Raw genomic sequence first — 357 nt, 5'->3', positions numbered from 1 at the left:
AGAGATATAAAAATAATTGAAAAATATTTAAATAAAAGAAGCGAGGAAGAGAGGGGGAAGGAAAAGAGGAGAGGGAGGAGGAGAGAGGGAAAGAAAAGAAGAGGAAAGAGAGGAAGAGAGAGAAGAGGAAGAGGAGGGGAGAAAGGAAGGAAAAAGGAGGAAAGGAAAAGGGAAGAAAGGAAGAAGAAAGGGAAGGGAAGAAGGAGGGAGGAAGGAGGAAAGGAAAGGGAGGAGGAAAAAGAGGAAAGAGGAGAAGAAAAGAGAAAGGAGGGGGAAAGAGAGGGGGGAGGAGGAGGGAGAGAGAAAGAGAGAGAAAGAAAAAGAGGGAAAGTCTGTTAGATTATAGACCAGCATAAA

At 43.7% G+C, this 357-nt stretch carries 1 protein-coding gene; it reads left to right on the top strand.

Annotation, left to right across the window (positions count from 1 at the left end):
• Positions 1–339, top strand: a 339-nt coding sequence (locus NR125_RS30360) for a hypothetical protein (protein ID WP_256816904.1), incomplete at its 5' end; no start/stop codon positions are given.
• Positions 340–357: the final 18 nt, after the last annotated feature.

Origin of the sequence: Cytobacillus sp. Bac17 (assembly GCF_024519925.1) — a bacterium.
GTDB lineage: Bacteria > Bacillota > Bacilli > Bacillales > Cytobacillaceae > Cytobacillus > Cytobacillus pseudoceanisediminis.
The sequence above is the reverse complement of the archived record's forward strand: the minus strand, read 5'-3'. Positions and strand labels throughout refer to the sequence as shown.